Consider the following 19,271-nt stretch of genomic DNA (forward strand, 5'->3'; position numbering starts at 1 on the left):
AGAGAGAAGCAGTTCAAAATTAAAATTTATGGCATTTCAGGAAAAGGATCTGCGGCTGATCCGCAAAGAGTTTGAAGATAAGACCGAAAACAATCCCGAAAGGATCAGGTTGGGGAATCATTTTGTAGACGATTTCATTTTTGAGGATCACGAAGCTGCTGATATCCCGATCAACGCTTTGAGGGTGATCTTCAATATCATCTCCATCATAGGCAGCGAACAGTTCCGTCCTGAAGACCGACCGAAACAGCTTTCATTGTTCGATGAAGAATTTGAGACTGAGAATAACATATTTGCTTCGATGAAGATAAGAAATAACAAGATCTCTCCCAGCGGTTCCAGTAAACAGGTTGTTGATGCCTATGAATTTCTTGCAAAGTTTAAGATGAGCTGGTACAAGTCCGTAAATTCAAAAGGAAAAGAAATTAAGACTTTCGGCGGACTTATCTCAACGCCCAGTTATGAGCACAGGGGTTATACCAGCTTTTTGATAAGCAGTTATTGGCTAAAGAAACTGATGGTCATTCCGGAGTACAATTATGTGCTGTATAATCTGGTTTATAATATCCGAAACAACAAACACATCATTTTCGCCATCTGGCTCTCAAAGCTGCCCGCTAATGGAACTGCTGTAAAGCTATCCACGCTGAATAAAAAATTCGGACTGAATTATAAGACCGCCAATGATTTCTGTTTCAAATTTCTGAAGCCGGCAAGGTTGAGCTTGCACCAATACAATAATTTGTCATTTAATTACAGGTACAAAGGAGATTCGATCTTCATCTTTCCTTATCATACCAAAATCAGCACAGACGTTGATCTTTCTGCTAAAAATACAGGTCAACCTGAGATCACCATCACCAGGAGATTAAGATATTTCAGGAAAAGATATGGCCTGCAGGAGATTGACATGGCTCAGTTTACCTATCAGTACAAAAATATTGCGCAGACGCGCGAAGTTATAGAAAAAGCTTTCAGGGAATTCATCAGATCCAACAGATCAAAGGGCATAAAGTCAACTTCATTTCAGGGGAAAGCATTTTTGATTGAGATCCAGGAGATCATTATCAGATTATACAGGAATACCAGAACGGGAACATTGCTGCCGAACGGATATCCTGTTATTATATGAATTCGGAATTGCGCTCATCCATATTTCGGAATGGCACTCATTCGAAAGTCGGAATTGCACTCGCTGAAGTTAAGATTATCTTAAAATTATGATTTGTTGAGTTTGGTTTTCGGAATTGCGCTCATTTCAAATTATTTAGAGAGTGAATAAGTATAGGACATTGTGGATAAACCGGATAAACAATTGAAACGCAAAAATTTAATTCGGAATTGCGCTCATTCTTATAAAGGTTGTTTTTCGGATTTGCACTCATTGATCTTTCGGAATTCCGCTGATCTGTAATTCGGAATTCCACTCGTTCCAAAATGACGTTAAACCATTTATGAGAAGCTGATAAAGCGACTGGTTAAAAGTACTCTGAAAAGAAATGAAAAGTCTTTTTTTATTAAAAAGGAATTGGGCTTAGAAATTTTGCTTTAAAAAGAAAAAAAATGAATTGCGAAAAAATAAAAGAGAGCGTTAGCATCAGAACGGTTCTGGAATCATTCAATCTTTTGCCTGCAAAAGAAAATCGGAGAACTGCTTTCTATTTTGCTTTGGACAGAGAAGAGAAAATTCCCAGCTTATCGGTTGATTTTGTAAAAAATAAAGCGTTTGATTTCGGGACAGGGAAGAGTTATGATGTGATCTCGATCGTCCAACAGATCAACAAATGTTCTGTTTCTGATGCATTGAAATATCTTCATAAATTTGATCTTTCCGTTTTAGAAAAGGAGAGTGTCGCAGAGATTGATTACAGTAAAAATTATGAAATTATCCAAGTTGGAAATGTCCGACATCCAGCATTGGTCGAATACTTAAAATCCCGTAAGGTCTTTGAGCAAAGACATTTGGTGAAAGAGATCGTTTATCGATTCGACGGTAGAAAGTTCTTCGGAATAGGATTTCTGAATGATTCCGGAGGATATGAAATCAGAAATAAATATACCAAGATCTGTTTGAGCCAAAAGGATGTGACCTGGATAAAAAATGGGTGTCATACAAATAATGAAGTTCTCATTTTTGAAGGTTTTTTTGATTATCTCACCTACAGAATGTTACAAAAAGAAGAAAATTCAATTCCCGATCATCTGATTCTGAATTCCACGGCGATGCTTTTCAAAGTGAAGCAAAAATTAAAGGATTATCATAAGATTTCTCTTTTCTTTGATAATGATCTTAATGGAAGAGCTACCCAAAAAATGATTCAAAATGATCACGATAATGTAGAAGACTGTTCTTTATTGTATATCGATTTCAAAGATCTGAACGAATGGTTCTGTAATTTCAACGAAAAATTATGACTTCTGGTACTTGTTGACTGCCTCTTCAATATCTTCTTTGATAAACTCCCAATACTTTCCCTGAAGACAGATAGGGTCGAAATCGTCATCAGCAGATGTGTAGTCAATAAAATTCTTTAAGATCAAATCCCTGTCGTGACCGTACGGATATCGCTCTTCGTGAAGCTCCAGCATCTTGCCGATACCATAATTCGGGAGGCACTCGTGCAGGTCCCAAAAATCTTTTTTACGACCGCCTCTCTGAACAACATCGATTTTCATTGCAATGATCTCCTCAATTGTTGCCAGTCTTATTGCTTCAACTGTTAGTACGGGCCGTATAAACGTATCTTTGTAATAAATATCAAGTTTCACGGTATTATCTTTATCAGTTCCTATGAGATAGGATTTTCCCATTGCCGGATCAAGATCGTTGGAAGAGTCTACATAAGTAAAAGCAGATCTGAGAAAAATGTCCAGTTCATTAAAATCAATACTTCCATAAATTGCATCACTGAACAGGTCTATGTCGATGGACATAAGATGACCCTACTGAAGGCTTAAAGAGGTTCCTCCCACAAGCCTGAAATCTTTAAAGACTTCTGAAGCCATCAGAATCTGCAGGCTATTTTTCAGTAATTCATTGACGGTATTGTAATACATATTGCTCATTATGACTTTTTATGCAGCTTCATTGGTTGCGTAGTGGTTGACTTTAATGCTGATTCAACTTTTCTTTTTCCGTAGAAACGGATGGTTTCATTTTTTTCATCATCATTACCGCGCTCAAAAACCCTCTTGATAACTGCCTTGTGCTGTCTGTTCCAATCAATCCCGTCGATATCGGTGTCCCAGAACAAAGACCTTCGAAGAACTGAAAGTTTTGGTGTTTCTTTCATTTTATCCTTTTCAAGTTTAATGTCATAATAACTTTGAAGGATAACGATGCTCCCTTCTTCGAGCTGAAGTTCTTTCTCGATCTTCAGTGCAAGGGCAACAGGAATCTTTCTTTTTCCATTGGTGATATTATTAATGGCCTGAGCGGATTCACCGATAGATAAAGCGAAAGGACGCTTTTTGAGCGAACGCTTCTCCAGCTCCCGTTCAAGAACGATTCCGGGGTGTATCCCTTTATATTTTAACAGTGATTTCATAATACAAATATAAACAAATTTGTTTACATATTTTGAAGGCTTATATTTTAAAAATTGAAATAAGCCAGTTTCTGATATTGAATTTTACATTCCGAAATATCATCGACCATCTATGTAATTAAGTACAACTGATGTCTTGCTTTTTACAAATGCAAATGTAGGACAGCATCATTCACACCAAAAAATATTTTTGGGTTTCTATAAAAATTCTTTCCACACGTTCCAATAATTTTTCCAGACACTCCTGAATCCTGCGGACAAAAATATTTCAAGCCTTCTCCTCCAAAGTGTTGGAGGCTTGCGGTTTTATGTGCCTGATGCTTTCCTATGATCATCGGCAAAGAAAAAGCCGGAACCTCAGTTATACGAATCAATTACATCACAGACGGTCTTTGACATCAGCGGAAAAGCAATAAATCAAAAAACGAAAAAAATGCTTTTCCAATTCAGTAAAAGAAAAGAAAAACCGAGTGTCCTCGGAACCAAATCAATCAGATCTGAAAATTTAAAATTAACAAAAATCAATTATTAACATTTAAAACCGAAAATTATGAACATCGTAGGCAGAATTACTAAAAACGCAGAAATCAACACTTTGAAAAATGACAAAAAAGTAGTGAATTTCTCAGTAGCCATCAATGATAGCTACAAGACTAAACAGGGTGAACGCAGAGAAGAGACAACGTATTACAATTGCTCGTACTGGATCAGTGAGAATGTGGCAAAGATCCTTACCAAAGGGACTTTGGTTGAGCTAACAGGCAGAGTGAGTTGCAATGCGTGGATCGGCAAAGACGGAGAGATCAGATCAGGTCTTAATTTCCATACATCAAACATCAAGTTGCACGGAGGTGGTCAAAAAACGGAAACTGTTGAAACAGTCAAATCAAAACCACAGAACGCCAAAGTGACAGAAGGAGAAAATGATGATGATCTGCCATTCTAATTATTAACAATCAAATATCAACAAAATGAAAATATCCAACATTCCAACCGATTACCTTTTGATAAAGGCTTTTAACGAATCCGAACTTTGTGACTTTGCTATTATCAATACAACAGTAGAGTGGAAAGAAATACAAAAGGAAAGGCTCAACAGTGTAAAGGCATTTGAAAATGACGATTCATTCAAATGGCTCAATTATAATGACGAGGCAGTCGATTTTTACCGCTATTCCAACGAAGGTTATCTTGAGATCCGAGAATGGCTTTGTGACGATTCTGTTCTTTTTATCGAAACCAATGAGGAAGAATTACGAGAGCTGAAGGGAATAGATTTTAAACTGTCGAGTTATCAGATGCAGGTATTCAGTAACGGCAACGCTGTTTACAGCTGCTTTGAAAAGAACTTAGGCAATGAATTTTGGACATCCGAATTTTCCTTGAAAGAGCTAACCAACTAAAACAAGATTATGCAGACCAATTTTTTCAGACAGATCGCCAAGCTTGATCTGACAGGAGATTTACAGATCTTACTTCGAAAGACCACAGATAATAGTTTCGTTCTTTCCGTATTGCTCAATAATGAGCAATGCGGAGACGAAGCAAGGAAAATGATTCCGCCCCTTAATTTAAGAGGTACAGCGGAAGAATTGGACAATGGATTTTTTGAAAGTATTTCTATACCATTACAAACTGCTTCAGGATTGATGGTCGATATGGAATCTTTTATGAAGCAACTCGAAGAAACCAAGAAGAAATCAGCGATGGAAAAGGAGAAAACTGATAAAGAGAACAAGGAAAGGGAAACAAAGATCAAAAAGTACAAAGAATGCTTGCAGAAAGCCGAAGAACTTGAAAAAGAGGGGAAATATAAGGATGCTTGGACTATACTTCCGAAAATTACAGATTATCCTGAATATACTGATACCATCCGTAAAAAGCAGGATGAGTATGAAAGACATTTTGCTCCAAGTCTTTTTTCTGAAACCAATCCTAAATAATTAAGAAAACAACGTTTATGTTAATTGCCACACAATTAGAAAGAGTTTTTATACTTAAAGAGAACGCACAGGAAATCAAACTGACAGACCCTGAGCCAAAATGGAGCGTGGAATCGGTAATGAATTTTTACGCTAATTCGTACCCGATTCTAACAACGGCAAAAGTTTCAGCTCCGAAGATAAAAGATGATGCAGTTCAGTACATATTTGAGAGTGTAATGGGAACAAAAGGATAACAGGTCAATGGCGAATGGCTTTTACAGTCAGGATATTTCTACAATGTAAAGGTCAATCGTCAAAAGCCAAAACTAATAGCAAAATTATAATGAATGCAACAAAAAATCAGATCGGGAAAAATTGTAACACCCGAAGAAAAAAAGCAGAAGCAACTCCATCTGCAGTTGGGAGAGTTTTCAAAGTGGATGAAACAGCAAAAAGACACTTCCGAAATCCAGAAAGACCAAAGGAAATCAGTTCCTGTGATAGTGCTTCAAATGATTTTCTAAGAATTAGTTTTCTGCCAAGATTAAAAGAAAGTAAAGATCAGCAGACAGTTATAGTGGATAAAAAAAGCATAGCCAACAAAGAGAGAGATTTCTATAGGTCTCTTAATCAACTTGCGGAGCATTATGGTATTGATCCAATGTCAACAAAGGAATTTGAATATCCTTACAATATTGCACTTTCAGTTTGGGATGCAGAAAAACAACTGCAGGAAAAAATTAAAAATTGGGAAAATATCCGATTGTTCAAAAACGGAAATCATACCTATTTGACAAGTGAAGAACGATGCAGTACGGGTATGAATCTTTTTTACATTCCTGTTATTCCGCTCTACAGGATGCTTAAAGAGAAGCATCGGAAAAAAACAGGTCGGCTTCTTTTATAAGTATGCAGTTACCTCTATCGAAACGCTTATATTCCCTATTACAGACAGGAAGATTCTTACCTCTATTGGAACTATGAAATGCTGACCGATTGGCTGGAACAGGATGAAGAAATAGGCGAAAACCATTGTTCTAAAACAGAACTGCGGCAAGCCGAGATGATAGGTGATATAATGGAGCAGAAAATTTCCAACGCTCAAAATTTATCTTTCTTTCAGAAGCGACTGAAATCATTCAAATGCAAAGATGATCTTGATCAGAAATGCCATCAGATTGCAGAAAAAGCTATTGAGCTTTACAGGGATTATCCCAATGAGAGTATTTTCAGAAATGCTCATTTTGGAAATGCTGTGAAAAGGAATCATCTGGATGAAGATAACCATTATGAAGATGATAAAACAATCTCAATGGATAAGTATATTTCTTTTTTTGCTGACGACAGGGGAGTGATTTATCAAAATCTCATTGACAGCGTAAACAATGAGTTTAATGAATATGGCGAAGTTCAGGAACCAATGATTGTCAAAACATTTGACGAAAACAATGAAACCCAAGGCGATCTTGATTTCGAAAATCGCCTTTTTGATGTTTTAACCCAATTAGCGGGAGTTTTAACCCAATATTCCCGTATGTAAAACCAAAATTATAGAAAATGAAAAACGAAGATACAGACAACCAAATAATAGATGTTACTGGTAGTTTCGGAACGCTTTATCATCCGAAATCTGCCCTTGTCTTTTATAAAACAAAAGACAAAAATGAAGATATGTATGTAGAATATTTTGATATGGATGCTTACGGAAATCCGATCAATGCTCATCCATTGACGGTACGAGAATCACAGAGATTAGCAAAAATGCTCAATATCCAAAATAAAAAGGACAAAGATTTTCTGAAACCTAAAGGAGTTATTTCCAATAATATACTGTATATAGACAGTTCAGAAAACGGGAAGGTCGTTTGGTTTACAGGAGCACAGGAAAGAGAATTGTTTTTTGTGGAAAATCTAACGATACCCAACGGAAAGGCGAATATTCCGCCATTGATATGGATCGCCAATAGACAGGGATTAAGAATATTTGCTTTAAAAAATGACAACCGCCCAGATGACAACACACCGCTTTTCTACGCTCCTTTTTTTAATGTATATGAAAATGGGAACGTGTGTATGGGAACGGTAGATGTCAAGATTAAAAATTCAGCTTCCTTAGAAGAATTTACAGAAAGCTGGGAACATTATTTTTTCAATTCTTATTTCAGCCATCTGATGAATCAGCATAATCCGATCAAAGGAAATTGCGTCAATCTTTGGAAAGACCTAATGGAAACTAACGAAGATTTTCCGACAGATGTTTTAATAAATGCACAAGTCACTTTAAAAAAAATAATTTTATGATAACAGAAAAATCGAAAGTTCATTTTACGGATAATGATTTGCTCAATCCCACTAATCCTATAACGCTGAATCTAATCGGTGCAGGTGGAACAGGGTCACAAGTCCTGACAGCGTTGGCAAGAATGAACCACGCTCTAACAGAATTGGATCACGCAGGATTATCCGTGCGGTTGTGGGATGATGATTTTGTTACCGAAGCCAATTTAGGAAGACAGCTTTTTGCTGAAAGCGAGCTTGGCTTATATAAGTCCGTTGCATTGGTCAACCGAATCAATCGATTTTTTGGTTTAAATTGGAAAGCTGAAACTCAAAAATTTGAGAGGAATGCTGTCGGAAGAATAAATGCAAATATGAAATCTGCCATTCATATATCCTGTGTAGATAATGTAAAATCAAGGTTTGATATTGCTGATATTTTAAATGAGATCGGAGAGCGTTGTGGCTACTACAGGAATCAAAGTAAATATTGGATGGATTTTGGAAACAGCCAATATTCCGGACAGGTTTTGCTGTCAACTGTAGGAAATATCCAACAGCCAAATTCTGAGAAATACGAGACAGTTGCTAAACTTCCTTTTGTGACAGAAGAATTTGGAGAAATTTTAAAACAGTCCGAAATGGAAGATGATACGCCAAGTTGCAGTTTAGCGGAAGCGTTAGAAAAGCAGGATTTATATATAAATTCAACTTTGGCGCAAATGGGATGCTCATTGTTATGGAGTCTTTTCAGAAATGGGATGACAGAAAACAGAGGCTTCTTTTTAAATCTTAATAATTTCCAATCGCAACCGATCAAGCTATAACAAGTTGCCTGAAGAAAGTCGGGCGGCAAAAATGCAATTCCTCCCTGTGGTCGGAAACGCATTTTTGCGGAAAGCGGAACAACCCCATTTCTAAAACATCCCAGCATTGGCTTTATTATGTTTTTGAAAAAAGGTTGTGTTTTTCTATGATTGCTAATCAATAATATCGGCTATTAAATTAGCCGTAATTGAATATGTCAAAGTACTAAAAAATGGTTGTGCTTTTATCTTAAATTGGCACTTTTATGTAATATTTTTTACTAATTTACTTCTGGATCTGTTTTCCATTTCAATAACAATTTTTACATTCATAATTAAATTTCATACAAATTATATAAACCTTTAGTTTGATGTCATTTTTCGTAAATTTATACTCAAGAATATTTATATGTTCAGACATAAGGGCAAGGGACGTACCAACGCCCACAATCTTAAGCTAGCTTCGATATTATCCATTGTTGCCGGAATTGTCAATATTGTTGGGGTTTTGTCGGTACACGTTTTGACGACCAACGTAACAGGACATTTTGCCTTTTTCTCAGAACAGTTGTTCTTGAAAAGCTACAGCGCTGCCTTTATTTATCTATATTATATTTTAGTTTTTCTCTTAGGAGCATTTGTATCTGGATTGATAGCCGAATCGTCAGCAAAACGAAGATCCCATATTTCATATAGCATTCCACTAATAATAGAAATATCTATTATGTTATCTTTAAGCTTTTCTTCTTTCTTACATTACAGCGGAAATCAATCATTATCTATAGTTATATCTTCAGCTTTGCTATTTTCAATGGGGTTACAGAATGCATTGGTAACAAGGGTGTCCCAATCAGTTGTAAGAACGACTCACCTGACCGGTTTATTTACAGATCTTGGGATAGATCTTTCCAAATTATTTTTCGATAAAGAAAAGTCTGAATCCTTAAAATTGAATAAAAGTATTTTTTTAAAATTAATCATTATTGGTTGTTTTTTTCTCGGAAGTATGCTGGGCGGATTCGGATATAGGTATTTTGAATTAAAAACACTCTTTATCCCGGTTTTATTTTTACTTCTCGCGTTATGGTACGACAGGATATTATTTCGTTTTTATACGTTGAAAAGAAAATTTCATCATATTGAATAATTTCTATCCATTTTATCTATCGAAGTAAGGTATTTATATTACCTGTATATAACAATACAATACTCATAGATGACCTGTAGAAAATGATACCAGGTTATTTATTGAACTTCAGTGAAATAAGTACAGGTGCAATTTTAAAGCTGTATAAAATAATATCAGTTCAACTTTACGTTAATTATTGTGATAGATTAAACTGTATCCTACGCAATATATAGCGAAAGGTTATCATTTTACCTGCTTAAAATATGCTTAGGTACCGTCTAATAGCTGCATAAAATGACAATAGGTTAAAATGTAATTTCCTTAAATTTTTTCATTTCGATTGCAAAATAATTGACGGATGTTAAAAACTATGATTATCAGTTATTTAAAAAGTATTTTTATTGTTTTTTAATTTCTGAAAAATTGTAGAACCTTCGTTGCAAGATGTGTCTTTGTATATACAAACTTTTCAAGTTTGATACCCAAAGACGATCTTGCCTTTTTTGCAAAAAGGGGAAAAAACTGCGGAACTTGTTTTTTTAGAGTTTCAGCAAATATTTTGTTTAAGAATAGTATTTTCTTTTTAACCATAAACTAACTCTAACCAATAAAATTAAAACAGGTACTTCCACAAGAGGGCCGATGACCCCAACAAATGCTTGTGAAGAATGGATTCCGAAAACCGCTATCGCTACAGCAATGGCTAATTCAAAATGGTTTCCTGTTGCCGTAAAAGCAATCGATGCATTTTTGTCGTAAGGTACTTTCAATGCTTTACTAATGAAAAAACTGATGAAGAATGTAAGAACAAAGTAAATTACTAATGGGATGGCAACTTTAACAACGTCCATTGGTAGCTCTAAAATTTTGTCTCCCTTTAAACTGAACATCAATACTATAGTAAACAGCAAAGCATACAAAGTAATAGGTGAAATAGCCGGAATGAATTTTCTATTGAACCACTCTTTTCCTTTTAATTTAATCAAGAAATAGCGGCTCAAAAATCCTGCAATAAATGGAATTCCTAAATAAATGAATACACTCTCGGCAACATCTTTCATTGGTACCGCAATGTTAAAATTTCCTAAGCCTAGTTTTTGTGGTAATACATTAATGAAAAGCCAAACATAAAAACTATAAAACACCAATTGGAAAATACTGTTTAATGCAATTAGCAGAGCGGCATACTCCCGATTACCTTTTGCCAGATCGTTCCATACAATTACCATTGCAATACATCTTGCAAGACCGATCAAAATTAGACCAATCATATAGTCCGGTTCATCTCGTAGAAAAATGATAGCTAAAACAAACATTAAAATAGGGCTGATAATCCAATTGAGAAGTAATGATACCGACATTACTTTCTTGTCTTTAAAAGCCATTGGTAAAAGAGTATAATCCACTTTTGCCAACGGTGGATACATCATTAGAATCAAGCCTATTGCTAAAGGAATATTAGTTGTTCCGACGGACAAAGAATTTGTGACAGTAGAGATATTAGGAAAGAAATATCCCAACCCAACGCCCAAAAGCATTGCTAAAAAAATCCATAGGGTAAGAAAGCGGTCGAGGAATTTTAATTTTGGTTGCATCGTCTAATTATTGAGTTGAGCGTATTGTTCCTCTGTTAATAAATTTTCAGTTTCTCTTAGGTCTTCAATTTCAATTTTCACCATCCAGCCATTATCAAATGGATTAGAATTTACAAGCGTTGGCTCTTTTAAAAGTTGCTCATTGGTTTCAATTATTTTTCCTGAAAGAGGCATAAATAGGTCGCTGACGGTTTTAATGGCTTCTACAGAACCAAATACTTCGTCTTGATTGAAGTTATGATTAACATTCGGTAGGTCAACATACACAATTTCTCCTAATTCCTTTTGTGCAAATGCAGTAATGCCGACAGTTGCAGTTTTGCTTTCAATACGAACCCAAGTATGTTCTTTAGAATAGTTTAGATCTTTCGGAACTTCCATTTTTTAGATTTTGAAGATTAATAGCCACGTCTTAGATTTTCTGCATACTCGTTTGGAAGAGGACTGTCTTCCACTGCCTTTGCCGCCTTTTCAAAGTCATAGTCGAAGCGGATAAATTCTACACTGATGCTTTCTTTGTTCAATATAGAACTGTTTTCATCAACTGTCAACATCACGTAACCACCTCTGATATCATTGTCTTTCGGCTTCCCAACAGAACCGATATTTACTGCGTGACGAAAATGATCCTGTCCATCAATACCCGAATTTAAAATCCTGTGATATGGCTTATGGGTATGTCCAAAACACATAATGTCAGCGTCAGCTTGTTCCATAATGCGGAGCATACTTTTTTCTTCACGGTCTTCAAAAAGATATTCATTTATTTTTCTGGGGCTCCCGTGTACCAAAAGCAGGTTTAGCTTGTCTTCATTCAATTGAAATTCTACTTTTATATGTGCTGGAAGTGTACGCAGGTAAGCACGTTCGTCATCTTTCATCAACGAATTGGTAAAAGAAATGGAAATATTTCCATTGTCCTTCTCAGCGTCTGTTTTGTACGCACAACCACATTCATTACTCATTCTCCCAATGCCAAAATCGTAGTTGCCGGCAATAGTTGGTATTTTTCTTTTACGGATTTCATTGACCACTTCATTTGGCCAGATATTGTAACCTACTAAATCTCCCAAGCAATAAATGCTGTCGGGATTTCTTTTTTCAACATCTGCAAAGAATGCTTCCAATGCAGGGAGATTAGCGTGAATGTCGCTGAATAATGCAATTTTCATTTTTTGTTGATTTTTTTATTGATATTATTTTAACAACATCCGCCACCTGGTGTGCAAGAATTGCCATTATTTACGCTAAGGTTAGATAAGTTTTTCTTTTCTTTTTCTGTCGGAATTCCACAAGCGTCTTGTGCTAAACAAGCTGTAGTCTTATTTTTTAGAATAAATATTTTCCCATTGAATTCTAAATCATATTTTCCAATAGTATTACTTTGATATTCAACTTCAATATCAAAATCCTCGATTCCTAATTTATCCTCGGAAAGTTTGATAATGTTGAGTAATTTATTAGGTTTCAAACGATGTTCAAAATCATCAGCATTCCAAAGCTGGAAATTCACAACCTTCTCTGAACGGATCACACCGCCACAATCAATAAAGTTTTTATTAATCATTCCTACTTCTGTAACGTGAAAATGTTCAGGAACAAAAGTTCCATTCTCTAATTGGAATTCAACATTTTCTAATGTTGGCAAAATTTGTTTTATTTCTGATAATTTCATAATTAAAATGTTTATAGGTTAAATGCAATATTGCGATATGTTAATTTAAAAAAAACGCTTAGCAGCATTTTGATTTAGTAACCGTTTGTACTATTGCGGAAAAATAAGTGTTTAGAATTTCGATAGTCTTTTCGTCTATACAATAGCAGATAGCGTTTCCGGAAATATTGCCTTTTATTATCCCTGCATTTTTCAGTTCTTTTAAATGTTGGGAAACGGTTGGTTGAGCTAAAGGCAATTCGTTCACGATATCTCCACAGATGCACTCATTGACTTTCATCAAATATTCAATAATCGCTATTCGCGCGGGATGTCCTAATGCTTTTGCAATTGTTGCAATTTGATTTTGCTTATCTGTGAAATGTTCAGTCTTAGTAGCTCCCATAGTTGCAATGTTTAATATTGCAATATTACGATAAATATTTTGAAGAATCCAAATTAATCCAGATTAATCTTTTTTAATCTTCGGAAGTTTCCAGACTAATCCAGATTATTCTTATTTAGCCCAAACCCCTTGAATACTATTGTTTTAGAAGGTTTTAACGCCCAATTTTGTCACAGAATTTTTAATCAAAATACTAATGAAAAAATTGAGTCATCTTCTACTATCATTAATAGTAATATCAATCCAAGGTCAGGTCGGCATCAATACCGAAACTCCAGAGGCGACTTTAGAAGTGGTAGGAAAACCAAATGATGTCAATCATTATGACGGAATTATTCCTCCACGAATTACAGGAAACCAACTCGCTGCAAAGACCTATTCATCTACAAAAAAAGGAACTATCGTCTTTGTAACATCTCCGGCTACCAATTTATCAGGACAAATCATTCAAATAACCGAACCCGGATTGTATTATTTTGATGGCAATTTGTGGCAAACATTTTCAAAAGAAAAGCAACCCACTGAATATAGAATTCTATTGACATTTGACAATACCAGCACTGCGGCTCTTAGTGCAACTTCTACATGGTCCGCTCCGGTTAATTATAATGGAAATACAAATAATTATTTAACCGCTTCTAAATACTATACCATTGGGACCAAAAATTATTGAGGCTTAAAAGGATCCGTATCATTCAGAAAAGTTAATGGTATCGTCAATGTAAAATTTCAAATATTCAGGTCGACTGATTCAGAACCAATTACCTCAGACGCACTTATAAATATTCCGGATATCTTTAGTGACATAGGGTATATTCCTAACCAGATTGTTTTTTTACATCCTGAGAATTCAACAATGCTTATTCCTGCCTTGCTTGAAAATTTTACCATAAAAATTCCTGAAGCTTCTTTAGGCGCAATATCAACATCATATTATACTTATGGAGAAGTTCAGGGCTACTCAAATTGGATCAGACCCTATCTACAATAGGATGCAAAAATTATAGCAATTAATACAAATTAATAACAGTTAATACGATTCTTAAGACCAAATGAATTTTAATAAAAATAAAATGAAAACATTGATTTATTTTTTTCTGCCTTTCATAGCAATAACAATACAGGGACAGATTGGAATTAACACCCAGACGCCCGAGGCTACGTTGGAAGTTGTAGGAAAACCAAATGACACCAATCATTATGACGGGATTATTCCTCCAAGGATTACAGGAAACCAACTCGCAGCAAAAACATATTCATCTGCAAAAAAAGGAGCTGTCGTCTTTGTAACATCTCCGGCCACTAATTTTTCCGGTCAGGTCATTCATATCACAAAGTCTGGATTGTATTATTTTGATGGTGATCTATGGAAGTCATTTATACAAGAAGACCCACTAAATACAGTCGCACTCAAGGGCAACACTTCGACGGTTGAACTTATTGTCAGGAACAATTTGCATCTAAATTTTGATGAGAAAGAAAATTACATACTAGGAAATAACCGAAGCCCAATCACAGGTGACTATAATTCTATTTTGGCGTCTGATTCCAATATAACGTCCGGAAAGGGAAATTCAGCCAGTGCGTACGCAATGTCTCAAGGCCAAATTACAGGTAAACTTAATTATGGAGCAGGAGTTTCGGCATTGAATGGAATTGCAAATGGGGTGATTTCCGGAAGCAGAAATATCGGAATTGGTCCGGGAGCTATGTCCTACATTACTTCAGGAAATGATAACATATCAATTGGCTATCTGTCAGGAACAGGAAACCGAACAGGGTCTAACAATATTTTCATTGGCATTGGCGCTGGTAGCCCGGCCACAGGAAACAGAAGCGTAAGTAATAAACTCGCTATACATTCAACCCCCGTTACAACAAGTTCAACCAGCTTTTGGGATAGTATCACGAACAATTATACGGATTACAAATTTGCTTTGATTTCGGGGGATTTTTCTGAGAGATGGTTAAATATAAATGGCAAGCTAAGCGTTACACCTTCCCAAATGCCCAATGCAGACGGAGATTCATCCTATACGAAAAAAGTAGTTGCCAAAGCGGATGGTACATTTGGCTTTGCATCAGAAACAATTCCACCGCCACCAGCTACCGGAACTTATATTTTAAAGAGCGTGAATGGTGTACCAAATTGGGAATTACCATAGAACGATAGTTTGCAGTTTTTTTCACCTCACGATGTATAGGTTAATCGTTTTAAAATCTAAAAATAAAAACAATGAAAAACTATTACGAATTTTTATTTCTGTTGATTGGAATTTCACTAACATCTTGCAAATCTATCATATCGAATCAAGGTAAGCCTTTAAAATACAATTCTTTAGAGCTAAATCATAAATATGAGATTCAGGATTTTAAAGCTAAAATCCATAAAATAAAGATTACTTCGATAGATGGCAAAAATGTTTACGGTATTTCTAAAAAAGGAGATTCTATCACAATTGATAAAAAACAGATCAGAGAAGTGAAAAAAGTAAAAATTGCAGGCTCTATCGTTGTTGGTATTGTTGCACTTGCAACAGTGATTTTTGTACCAATTTAAAAACAGTCAAAATTTTTCATTACAAAAATAAAGCAAAGCGGGATTATAAATTTGAAAAAAGATGGGAACCGATGAAAAAGACGGGATTATCGTTATCAGGATCAACAAGCAAAAAAAGAAATACTGGAGGAAGATATGTTCAGAAAAGAAAATCTCTATGACAAGTCTAATTATCAATTCTGCAGAAAACAGGATTTTGGATGATGAGAGGAGAATAGTATTAGCGTTCATTGAAAAACAAGATAATCTATTCGTGAAAATAGAAACCAACATCAATCAGATCGCAAAAATTGCAAATGCTCAAAAATTTATCAGCGCAGCAGACCTGCAAGATTTTTCTAACAAGTTATCTGAAATAGCTGATTTGAAGATAAAGCAGAATGATATTTTTATTAAAATATATTCTTTGCTCGGACAATGATCGTTAAAATAATGAAACCGGCGGGTTCCAGCTTTCCAGGGGTCAATTACAACGATAAAAAAGTGAATAAAGGAATTGGGGAATTGATGCTGATGAAAAATTTTCCTTCGTTCATTAATGAAGCCAGTAGTCAGAAGGAGGTTCGGGATTATTTAAAATCAATTTCAAAAAACGAAAAAGTAAAGAAACCCCAATTTCACTCAGTCATTTCAACCAAGTTTCAGTGGCACAGCAAAGAAGAACTGAAAAATGTTGCAGAAGGTTTTATGAGTGAAATGGGATACGGGACACAACCTTTCATTGTTGTATTTCATAAGGACACAGATAATAATCACGTCCACATTGTTTCCACAAGGGTTGATAAGCAATCCGGAAAGAAGATCGATGACAGTTACGAGAGGCTTAAAGCTCAAAAGGCATTATGTAATACAATGGGAAAATTGTACGGCCAGAGTCCAGAAGCAGAATTGCACAAACTCCTAAATTACAAAATAAGTTCGTTCAGTCAATTGGAAACTTTGCTTCATAGAAATGGTTATAAAATAAACAGAAACACAAATGATGAAAATTTTTATAGCATTTTAAAAAACGGAGTCATACAGCGAACACTTTCAGGGAATCAAATTGTTTTCGACAATAGTAAAAGTGACAGCAGAGCCAGACAGATTAAAGCCATTCTGAATAAATATAAGGAACTGTATTCCAACAAAGTTTTCAAAGTGGAAGACAATAGGCGAAGTCAATCAATGTTACCACAAGAAAAGATAGCTGACAGAGAAAATCTTTCAAAATCAAAAATTGAATTTGAAAGTGAGCTTCAGAAAAAGTTGAAAGATGTTTTCGGGATCGACATTGTATTTCATCAAAAAGAAGGTTTAAAACCTTTTGGTTACACGTTGATAGACCATAAAACAGGTAGCGTCTACAAAGGGAGTGAGATTTTGAAAATGAATGAATTATTTGAATTCACTTCCGAAACTTTGGATAAAAAGCTTTTCGAAATCTTAAAAGATTATAACATTCCAAATCAGGAATCAAGAGAAATACTGCTGGAGTTTTTGAAAAAGCAATATCGGGAAACAGAGATTAAGGATTTTATGCTATTTGAAAATAGGGGAAAGAAAGATTTGGAAACCTACCGAAAAGTCCAGTTTGAAGTAAAGGATTTTATCAGAAATAACAAAAACACAAATGATGAAAAAAAAGATATTTCTATAACGACTGCTGAAGACGGAAAGCTGTATGCTGTTCATACCAGATTCCATTACGTGGTTGAACTTCAACCATTAATCGGAGAAAAGGAGTATCAAAAATTTCTAAATCCCATAGGCATAAATGAAGTGCAGACAGAAAACCGGACTGAAAATAATAAAAAAACAGAATTAAACAAAGCCGTCAACGAAATGCTATTTGAATGGATGAAAAGTTCAGGAACGGCAAAAGACCCTGCTGAAAACGAACTCAAGAAACGAAAGAAGAAGAGGCGGTAAGGCCTAAATTCCGGCTTCCGATAAAAATTTACAGCTAATAATTATCAAACAAAAACCATTAACCAACCAATGATCATCACTTTTGCCACCCAAAAAGGAGGAACCGGAAAAACAACATTGGCGATTGCTTTAGCCAATTATATTTCCACTAATTCCGAAATAAAAATCAATGTGTTTGATTTCGATTATCAGAAATCCTTTTACTACAAATGGAAAGAAGATGAAGTGTTGGAAATTCCAAAATTGTACGATGTTGAGATTATTGGTGAAGATGATGGGCAGCCTTTTTCGGACTTTGATACTCTTATTGATCTGAAAGAAAGCGAGGAGATCAATCTCTTTGATCTGGCAGGAACACTTGATGCTAAATACAGCGACTTATTGATATACAGCGATTTTATCGTGATCCCATTTGAATATTCCGATGTATCTGTAAAATCAACGTTGGTTTTTATCAATATGCTGGGATTATTGGAAAGCGAGGCCGAAAGAATATTTATCCGTTCCAAATATGATAAAGGATACAAATACCTAAATCAGGAAGCAATGGACATTGAGCTGGCAAAATATGGAATGCTGCTGCCAAGTCCAGTATTCAAGAGAAACATCCTGCAAACTATTAATACCAGAAACCTGGCTGGCAAGCAAAAATATGCCGTAGAAAATACACTCGATGAACTTTTAAAGCATATCAATGAAAACTCAAAGATCAAAATAGAAATTCTGAAAAAGAAGGAAAAAGCCAAAGATTAGACACCGAAAAATATCCACTAAATAAAACATAAAAAATGATTAAAATTTCACTTAGCATACTGGCGGTTTACCTGATGTATTATGCAGGTAACATCTTGTACGATCTGTTTCTCAAGAAAGAAAAAGCAATTTACAAAGAAGAGACTGAGGAATTTTCTTTGTCCGCCATCTCCGAGCAGTACGAAGCCCTTACTGCAACTATTGGGATTGAAGATGTTGAAAATATCATAACTCCAAAATCATTCAACAGAAAAGAATTAACTCCTATTCCAAGCGAAGAAACGGAACAAAGACAGGATCTGGAGTATTTGAGGGAACGATTTGAATCTGAACAAGATTTAGATGAATTGGATAATGCACCAAAAAAGGATTCCATCGAAAAGGAAAACCTACAAAATTCTGAAAATTCTGAATCAAGTGAAACGTATCCTAACCAAAAAGAAAAAATATCAAAAGAACAGGAAATCCAAAAACCTTACGATGTGATTACCCAAAGCCCAATTATTATAGACAAAGCCACAGAAAATTCCAGAATAAAAGAATGGAAGAAGATGCTCAATCTTTCTGAAACCTTGGTTCAAATGGTTGCCAACTATGACGGACACAAAGTTTACCATTCCACAATGTAGCCTTTATTCCAAATAATATAACTCACTAATAAACAACGTGTTAAAAATACGATGCAGGGTATTCTATGCCCAAAAACC

Annotated in this window: 27 protein-coding genes; 18 read left to right on the forward strand and 9 right to left on the reverse strand. The window is 35.2% G+C overall.

Annotated elements, in window-relative coordinates:
* The first annotated feature begins 28 nt into the window (after window positions 1-28).
* Window positions 29-1,132 (forward strand): hypothetical protein, encoded by a 1,104-nt coding sequence (locus PQ459_10840; protein WDF45393.1) that lies wholly within the window; start codon window positions 29-31, stop codon window positions 1,130-1,132.
* 431 nt (window positions 1,133-1,563) lie between these two features.
* Window positions 1,564-2,415: a toprim domain-containing protein gene (locus PQ459_10845; protein ID WDF45394.1), complete on the forward strand. Its 852-nt coding sequence runs from the start codon at window positions 1,564-1,566 to the stop codon at window positions 2,413-2,415.
* On the opposite strand, the gene PQ459_10850 is transcribed toward PQ459_10845, so the two are convergent.
* The 4 genes from PQ459_10850 to PQ459_10865 form a co-directional block, all read right to left on the reverse strand.
* Window positions 2,410-2,934, reverse strand: a complete 525-nt coding sequence (locus PQ459_10850; protein WDF45395.1) for a nucleotidyl transferase AbiEii/AbiGii toxin family protein — start codon at window positions 2,932-2,934, stop codon at window positions 2,410-2,412. The genes PQ459_10845 and PQ459_10850 overlap by 6 nt on opposite strands.
* A gap of 9 nt (window positions 2,935-2,943) precedes the next feature.
* Entirely contained in the window at window positions 2,944-3,066 is a 123-nt protein-coding gene (locus PQ459_10855; GenBank protein ID WDF45396.1) for a hypothetical protein, read from the reverse strand.
* The gene (locus tag PQ459_10860; GenBank protein ID WDF45397.1) at window positions 3,066-3,548 is read right to left on the reverse strand and encodes a helix-turn-helix domain-containing protein; all 483 of its coding nucleotides are present in this window, start codon (window positions 3,546-3,548) and stop codon (window positions 3,066-3,068) included. Before PQ459_10860 ends, PQ459_10855 begins: the two co-directional genes overlap by 1 nt.
* A 143-nt stretch (window positions 3,549-3,691) precedes the next feature.
* On the reverse strand, window positions 3,692-3,922 hold the full coding sequence (locus PQ459_10865) for a hypothetical protein (GenBank protein WDF45398.1): 231 nt from the start codon (window positions 3,920-3,922) through the stop codon (window positions 3,692-3,694).
* A gap of 176 nt (window positions 3,923-4,098) precedes the next feature.
* Here PQ459_10865 and PQ459_10870 point away from each other — a divergent pair, with 176 nt between their 5' ends.
* From PQ459_10870 to PQ459_10910, 9 genes are all read left to right on the forward strand, one after another.
* Entirely contained in the window at window positions 4,099-4,494 is a 396-nt protein-coding gene (locus PQ459_10870; GenBank protein WDF45399.1) for a single-stranded DNA-binding protein, read from the forward strand.
* A gap of 25 nt (window positions 4,495-4,519) precedes the next feature.
* Complete coding sequence (locus PQ459_10875; GenBank protein WDF45400.1) at window positions 4,520-4,951, forward strand: hypothetical protein; 432 nt, start codon at window positions 4,520-4,522, stop codon at window positions 4,949-4,951.
* Between the two features lie 9 nt (window positions 4,952-4,960).
* Complete coding sequence (locus PQ459_10880) at window positions 4,961-5,491, forward strand: PRTRC system protein E (GenBank protein WDF45401.1); 531 nt, start codon at window positions 4,961-4,963, stop codon at window positions 5,489-5,491.
* A gap of 17 nt (window positions 5,492-5,508) precedes the next feature.
* On the forward strand, window positions 5,509-5,727 hold the full coding sequence (locus PQ459_10885; protein WDF45402.1) for a PRTRC system protein C: 219 nt from the start codon (window positions 5,509-5,511) through the stop codon (window positions 5,725-5,727).
* Between the two features lie 89 nt (window positions 5,728-5,816).
* A complete protein-coding gene (locus tag PQ459_10890; protein WDF45403.1) occupies window positions 5,817-6,380 on the forward strand; it encodes a hypothetical protein in 564 nt (187 codons plus the stop codon).
* 78 nt (window positions 6,381-6,458) lie between these two features.
* Window positions 6,459-7,013, forward strand: coding sequence for a hypothetical protein (locus tag PQ459_10895; protein ID WDF45404.1), 555 nt, complete (start codon window positions 6,459-6,461; stop codon window positions 7,011-7,013).
* Window positions 7,014-7,030: 17 nt separating this feature from the next.
* Window positions 7,031-7,774, forward strand: coding sequence for a PRTRC system protein B (locus PQ459_10900; protein WDF45405.1), 744 nt, complete (start codon window positions 7,031-7,033; stop codon window positions 7,772-7,774).
* Window positions 7,771-8,577: a PRTRC system ThiF family protein gene (locus tag PQ459_10905; GenBank protein WDF45406.1), complete on the forward strand. Its 807-nt coding sequence runs from the start codon at window positions 7,771-7,773 to the stop codon at window positions 8,575-8,577. Before PQ459_10900 ends, PQ459_10905 begins: the two co-directional genes overlap by 4 nt.
* 388 nt (window positions 8,578-8,965) lie before the next feature.
* A complete protein-coding gene (locus tag PQ459_10910; protein WDF45407.1) occupies window positions 8,966-9,703 on the forward strand; it encodes a YoaK family protein in 738 nt (245 codons plus the stop codon).
* A gap of 545 nt (window positions 9,704-10,248) precedes the next feature.
* On the opposite strand, the gene arsB is transcribed toward PQ459_10910, so the two are convergent.
* The 5 genes from arsB to PQ459_10935 are packed head-to-tail and all read right to left on the reverse strand — an operon-like array spanning window position 10,249 to window position 13,340.
* On the reverse strand, window positions 10,249-11,280 hold the full coding sequence (gene arsB, locus PQ459_10915) for an ACR3 family arsenite efflux transporter (GenBank protein ID WDF45408.1): 1,032 nt from the start codon (window positions 11,278-11,280) through the stop codon (window positions 10,249-10,251).
* A 3-nt stretch (window positions 11,281-11,283) separates the two neighbouring features.
* Window positions 11,284-11,661 carry a glycine cleavage system protein GcvH gene (gene gcvH, locus PQ459_10920; protein ID WDF45409.1) on the reverse strand — a complete coding sequence of 126 codons (378 nt, stop codon included), beginning with the start codon at window positions 11,659-11,661 and terminating at the stop codon, window positions 11,284-11,286.
* Window positions 11,662-11,678: 17 nt separating this feature from the next.
* Complete coding sequence (locus PQ459_10925; GenBank protein ID WDF45410.1) at window positions 11,679-12,452, reverse strand: metallophosphoesterase family protein; 774 nt, start codon at window positions 12,450-12,452, stop codon at window positions 11,679-11,681.
* Window positions 12,453-12,481: 29 nt separating this feature from the next.
* A complete protein-coding gene (locus PQ459_10930) occupies window positions 12,482-12,955 on the reverse strand; it encodes a DUF6428 family protein (protein WDF45411.1) in 474 nt (157 codons plus the stop codon).
* Window positions 12,956-13,013: 58 nt separating this feature from the next.
* Complete coding sequence (locus PQ459_10935) at window positions 13,014-13,340, reverse strand: metalloregulator ArsR/SmtB family transcription factor (protein ID WDF45412.1); 327 nt, start codon at window positions 13,338-13,340, stop codon at window positions 13,014-13,016.
* A 196-nt stretch (window positions 13,341-13,536) separates the two neighbouring features.
* Between PQ459_10935 and PQ459_10940 the strand changes: the two genes are divergently transcribed.
* From PQ459_10940 to PQ459_10970, 7 genes are all read left to right on the forward strand, one after another.
* Entirely contained in the window at window positions 13,537-14,013 is a 477-nt protein-coding gene (locus PQ459_10940) for a hypothetical protein (GenBank protein WDF45413.1), read from the forward strand.
* 400 nt (window positions 14,014-14,413) lie between these two features.
* Window positions 14,414-15,505 (forward strand): hypothetical protein, encoded by a 1,092-nt coding sequence (locus PQ459_10945; GenBank protein ID WDF45414.1) that lies wholly within the window; start codon window positions 14,414-14,416, stop codon window positions 15,503-15,505.
* A 71-nt stretch (window positions 15,506-15,576) separates the two neighbouring features.
* Entirely contained in the window at window positions 15,577-15,900 is a 324-nt protein-coding gene (locus PQ459_10950) for a bacteriophage spanin2 family protein (protein WDF45415.1), read from the forward strand.
* Between the two features lie 61 nt (window positions 15,901-15,961).
* Window positions 15,962-16,321, forward strand: coding sequence for a plasmid mobilization relaxosome protein MobC (gene mobC / locus PQ459_10955; GenBank protein WDF45416.1), 360 nt, complete (start codon window positions 15,962-15,964; stop codon window positions 16,319-16,321).
* The gene (locus PQ459_10960; GenBank protein WDF45417.1) at window positions 16,318-17,811 is read left to right on the forward strand and encodes a relaxase/mobilization nuclease domain-containing protein; all 1,494 of its coding nucleotides are present in this window, start codon (window positions 16,318-16,320) and stop codon (window positions 17,809-17,811) included. The genes mobC and PQ459_10960 overlap by 4 nt, the downstream gene beginning before the upstream one ends.
* Before the next feature lie 69 nt (window positions 17,812-17,880).
* Window positions 17,881-18,564 carry a ParA family protein gene (locus PQ459_10965; GenBank protein ID WDF45418.1) on the forward strand — a complete coding sequence of 228 codons (684 nt, stop codon included), beginning with the start codon at window positions 17,881-17,883 and terminating at the stop codon, window positions 18,562-18,564.
* 35 nt (window positions 18,565-18,599) lie between these two features.
* Complete coding sequence (locus PQ459_10970) at window positions 18,600-19,193, forward strand: hypothetical protein (protein ID WDF45419.1); 594 nt, start codon at window positions 18,600-18,602, stop codon at window positions 19,191-19,193.
* Window positions 19,194-19,271 lie beyond the last annotated feature (78 nt).

This window comes from Chryseobacterium sp. KACC 21268 (assembly GCA_028736075.1).
GTDB lineage: Bacteria > Bacteroidota > Bacteroidia > Flavobacteriales > Weeksellaceae > Epilithonimonas.